Below are 4,386 nucleotides of genomic sequence, written 5' to 3' on the forward strand. Positions count from 1 at the left end.
CCGCCCAGCTCGTCGATGAGATCCTCGTAATCCGCTTTGGCCAGATTCCGTTCCGTAACCAGCTCCAGCAGCAGCTCGTTGCGCCGCGCCGCGCCGGTCCTCTCCGCCTCGCCCTCGCGTATTGTCCGCTCTAGCGATTGTTTGCCGTGCTCTTCCTTCTCCCGCAGCACCCGGCCGACGATGCGCAGCAGCTCTGCAAGCTCCACCGGCTTGACGAGATAGTCTCTCGCCCCGAGTCTCAGCGACTTCTTCGCGAAATCGAATTTTTCGTGCGCGGAGATGACGATGACGGGCAGATGGGGCTGCTCCATATAGATCGTCTCCATCAGCTCCAGACCGCTCATCCGGCTCATCTGGATATCGGTAAGCACCAGATCGAAGGTTTCCATGCGCAAATAATCGATAGCTTCGAAGCCGTTCAGCGCCGTCTCCACATGAGTAATTTGCAGCTCGGATGACAGCAGGACATTTTTAATCCCGGCGCTTACTCTCGGTTCGTCGTCTACGACCAAAATTTTGTACATGTCGGATCCCTCCCGTACGATTATGCCCGTCTATTAGCAGCAGAGCCGCCGTACGTAAGGGCACGGCGGCTCTGCTATTGGCATTCTCAGTATAACGCATAATCCATGCACAGGACGATGATGAAATCCATGGAGTTCGTGATGTATCGCAAGCTTCGTATACGAGCTATCATCCGCATCGTTCTCCTCAAACAACAAGCCTCCTTCGCCGAACTTGCTGTATGGGCAAGTTCGGCCAAAGAGGCCGGTCATTCTTTCATCCTACTCGACTATGCGGTAGTTCGGCCTCGCGCGGGAGAAGTCCGGATTCTCGCCGCTGACCATCAGTCCCATGCCCCAATCGAAGTGGACATTTTCCGTCGGAACGTCTGATGCGTCGCGGTATTGGAACAGGACGTTCCGCCGCGTTCTCGGGCTTTTGTTGACGTCGGAGCCGTGAATGGTCAGATAGTTGAAGAACAACACGTCGCCCGCTTGAGCCGGACACGGCGTTCCCGACGAGATCGGATGCTCTTTATGGTTTAGATAATGGGCGCCGACATGGGGCATCGGCCCTTGCTTGTGCGAACCGGGGACCACGCACAAGCAGCCGTTTTCCATGTCTGCATCGTCCAGGTGCACGCTCGCCGCCAGCATGGAATGATCGCGGTGAGGGAAGTACGGATAATCCTGGTGCATCGGAAACGCCGCCCCATTGGATGGCGGCTTTACAAGCATCTTGGAGTGGTGCAGCTGCACGTTCGGTCCGATGATGCCGTTTAACGCTTTTACCATATTGGGATGCGTCGCGGCCCTGGTAAATGACGCGTCATGGTAGTGCACGTCGTGAAACCCCTTCAGAACCAGCTTCTTTAATTGCTCCGGCTCCAGATAGTCGCCCTGCCACGCGTGATTGGCATCGGCCTTCGCGCGTGCCGCCCTCTGAATAATGCTCTCGACGGCCGCCCTCATCTCTTCCACTTCTTGCATAGAGAAAACGCCCTTGACCAGCAAATACCCATTCTCTTTGTAAAATTGTACATCGGCCTGATTCATATCTGATCCTTCTCCTTCGCAAATATAGGATGCACTCTACGTTCATTATAGGTATTCTATACATAAATCGTATTTGCACCTATCGGACGCCTTTTTGCAAAATTCCGCCAAGGGAGGTCGGATTGATATGTTTCAGTGGCAACAAAGCCAGGAAAGACTTAACCGGCAAGCCGGACTGCTGCAGGGCGAACGGCTCACCTTTCATGTGCATTATTGGGGAGTTTCCCGGCACCTGGTGGCCAATCCGGTCCACAAGCATTCGTTTTTCGAAATCTGTTACGTCGAGGGCGGAACGGGGATTTATACCGAAGGCGATCGGGAATATTCGTTGCATAGAGGCGTGTTGTTCTGCTCCAGGCCCGGCGTCGTCCACCAAATCAGGGATGTAAACGAGCTTGATCTGCTGTACGTAGCGTTCGAACCGGACGAGAAGCAGTCGGATCCGGCCGAGCTCGAATCCTACCTGGATGCGCTTGGGCAAGGAGAGGTCTGGATGGATAATCAGTCGGGTTCTCCTATCGCGGGATTGTGGCGGTCCCTACTCGTGCCGGATTCGTACGCCGGCGCCTTATCCGCCGGCGTTCTTCCCGCGCTTGCGCATTCGCTGCTCGCTTCGTTCCCGGACTTGCTCGGCGTTGCTCGCAGTTCGAATCGCCCGCCCGTCCGGACCGACTCCTCGATCCTCGTGCAGCGCACCAAACAATATATTCGCGACAATCTGGCAGGCGACCTCTCCCAGCAGCAAGTCGCCCGTCTCCTAAATGTGTCCGAGAGGCATCTGTCAAGGCTGTTTGCCGAGAACATCAAAGAATCCTATACGACAACCGTACGGAACGAACGCATTCGCGCAGCCGAGGAGCTGCTGATCCGGACCGGAACGCCGATTAAGGAAATTGCCGAACAGGTCGGGTTCTCGTCCGTTCATTATTTTACCCGCTCCTTTACGCAAAAAAAAGGCATGCCGCCGGCCGCTTACCGCGAAGCAAACTGGCGACATGCCGATCATCTCCATCCCTAGTCCGCTATTTCATCTGTGGCCGTTCGTTACGATGTCATCCATTGCTCGTATTGCTTTTTCAAGCGATCCGTCATCCACTCGTTCACTTCCCACAAATCCGATACCGGCTTGTTCGTAAACGGATCGGTCGGCATGTAGCCGGGAGGACCGAACTCCGCCGTAAAGGTAGCTTGCTCCCTTCCTGCGGCAGCTTGAACGGCAAATATCCGCTCCCACCAGCCCAAGAACAAGCCGAGCTCCTTCTCGAAATACGGAGAGGCCGGATGCGGCACCTGCGGCCCTTCCGGAAATCCGATCCGGCCATGAACGTGGATCGTTCTTTGGATCGCAAGCTCGATCGCCTCCTCCTGATCCTCCAGATGCGATTCGCAGACGTTCATCCAGTGGCTGAAATCCGCCGTAATACGAAGCTCAGGAAAGCGGCGCAGCAGTCTTGCCGTTGTCCAAGGCGTAAACATCGCGCGGCCGCGATGCGTTTCATGCCCCACCGGAATGCCCCAGCGCTGCTCCGCTTTCAGGGCATGGTCGTAAAAGCGGTCTTGCTCCGCTTCGCTCATGCTGTCTTTGGCGCTATGGCAGACGATCAGGACAGGCTCGAAGCCCGCGGCTCTCTCGACTTGCTCCGAGAAGCTGGACGCATGGTCTCCGTTTGTAAAGGTCTGTACGATATAAGACAAATTGTGACGCTTAAGAGCCTGCTTAAATGCCGCTTCATCCTCCTTGGAGGGCAGCGGGGCTTCAATTCCGGCATAACCCGCGTTCGCGGCACGCTCCAGAAACTTTTCGTATGTTCCTTCCATTCCCCATAAAGCTTTAAATACGTTTAAGTTCAACCTTTATCACTCCTTCTTTATGCCCATTGGCATAAACTTGATCAAGTTTTCCGTTCCGAACCGATTCTTTTTCGATAGTCTCTAGGCGACAGACCGTACTTCCTCTTAAACGATTTCTCGAAATGGGGGATCGTATTAAACCCCGAAGCATAACAAATTTCGGTTATCGCCAGTCGCGTGCTGCCGAGCAGCGCGGAGGCGAAAAGAAGCCGCTTCTCGCTGACGTATTCCTGAAAGGAAATGCCCGTCTGCTTATGGAAGCATTCGCTGAAGTAGTTCGCCGACAATCCGGCGTAGGCGGCAATCGACCCAAGGGTCACCTGTTCACGGAAGTGATGCTGCAAATAAACGAGCGCTTTCCTTATGGAAGGATGCCTGTCGCTTGCCGAATCGCGAGCTGTCGAAATCCCGGCAGCCGGCAGACATCGTCTGGTCAACAGGATCAGCACCCGCTCCAGACTGCCGCGAACCAGCCACTCCTTCCCGAAGCGTTCCTCCCGGGACTCTTCCCATATGCCGCTAAATTCCCTCCTCATGCGTTCGGCGTCTTCGTCGTACAAGGTGTAGACATGCGGGGCTTCCCGTTCGAACATCTTTTCGGCTAGCTCCGGCATCACCCATGAATCCTTGAAGATCATATTGTAGAGATGAATGGTCTCGCCCTCGTCCGGCACGATCTCGTGAAAGTCGGCCGTCGTCAGCAAGAAGACCATTCCCCTGCCGAGCGGGAATGGTTCTCCGTTTACCATATGGACGCCTTTGCCTGACAAGATGTATCCGAGCTCAAAAAAATCATGCCAATGGGTGTGGATTCGCCCGTTGACATCCTGCTTGAAGATACGATAGGATTCGTTTTTTTCGAGAAACTGGCTTCCCAGCAAGCGCTCCGGCGCGCGGTCGTCCCGCATGGCTTCACCCCCTCATTTATAACCCCGGAACGAAACGCGCTGCGCCGTCAAAGGACGGCGCGGCCGAT

Annotated in this window: 5 protein-coding genes; 1 reads left to right on the plus strand and 4 read right to left on the minus strand. The window is 55.2% G+C overall.

Annotation, left to right across the window (positions count from 1 at the left end):
- A partial coding sequence (locus PAT3040_RS37585; protein WP_181376911.1) for a response regulator occupies nucleotides 1–524 on the minus strand: 524 nt, incomplete at its 3' end.
- Nucleotides 525–785: 261 nt separating this feature from the next.
- Nucleotides 786–1,559, minus strand: a complete 774-nt coding sequence (locus PAT3040_RS29370; protein WP_087569105.1) for a phytanoyl-CoA dioxygenase family protein — start codon at nucleotides 1,557–1,559, stop codon at nucleotides 786–788.
- Between the two features lie 127 nt (nucleotides 1,560–1,686).
- On the opposite strand from PAT3040_RS29370, the gene PAT3040_RS29375 reads away from it, so the two are divergent.
- Nucleotides 1,687–2,577 carry an AraC family transcriptional regulator gene (locus tag PAT3040_RS29375; protein WP_108995481.1) on the plus strand — a complete coding sequence of 297 codons (891 nt, stop codon included), beginning with the start codon at nucleotides 1,687–1,689 and terminating at the stop codon, nucleotides 2,575–2,577.
- 26 nt (nucleotides 2,578–2,603) lie between these two features.
- On the opposite strand, the gene PAT3040_RS29380 is transcribed toward PAT3040_RS29375, so the two are convergent.
- Nucleotides 2,604–3,410: a sugar phosphate isomerase/epimerase family protein gene (locus PAT3040_RS29380; protein ID WP_087569107.1), complete on the minus strand. Its 807-nt coding sequence runs from the start codon at nucleotides 3,408–3,410 to the stop codon at nucleotides 2,604–2,606.
- 41 nt (nucleotides 3,411–3,451) lie between these two features.
- Complete coding sequence (locus PAT3040_RS29385; protein WP_087569108.1) at nucleotides 3,452–4,318, minus strand: AraC family transcriptional regulator; 867 nt, start codon at nucleotides 4,316–4,318, stop codon at nucleotides 3,452–3,454.
- Between the last annotated feature and the right edge of the window lie 68 nt (nucleotides 4,319–4,386).

Source organism: Paenibacillus agaridevorans, assembly GCF_003112455.1.
Taxonomy (GTDB): Bacteria; Bacillota; Bacilli; order Paenibacillales; family Paenibacillaceae; genus Pristimantibacillus; species Pristimantibacillus agaridevorans.

Excerpts from the sequence above, each read along its gene's own strand:
- PAT3040_RS29370 (WP_087569105.1), bottom strand. The coding sequence starts at position 1,559 with ATGAATCAGGCCGATGTACAATTTTACAAAGAGAATGGGTATTTGCTG.
- PAT3040_RS29385 (WP_087569108.1), bottom strand. The coding sequence starts at position 4,318 with ATGCGGGACGACCGCGCGCCGGAGCGCTTGCTGGGAAGCCAGTTTCTC.
- PAT3040_RS29375 (WP_108995481.1), top strand. The coding sequence starts at position 1,687 with ATGTTTCAGTGGCAACAAAGCCAGGAAAGACTTAACCGGCAAGCCGGA.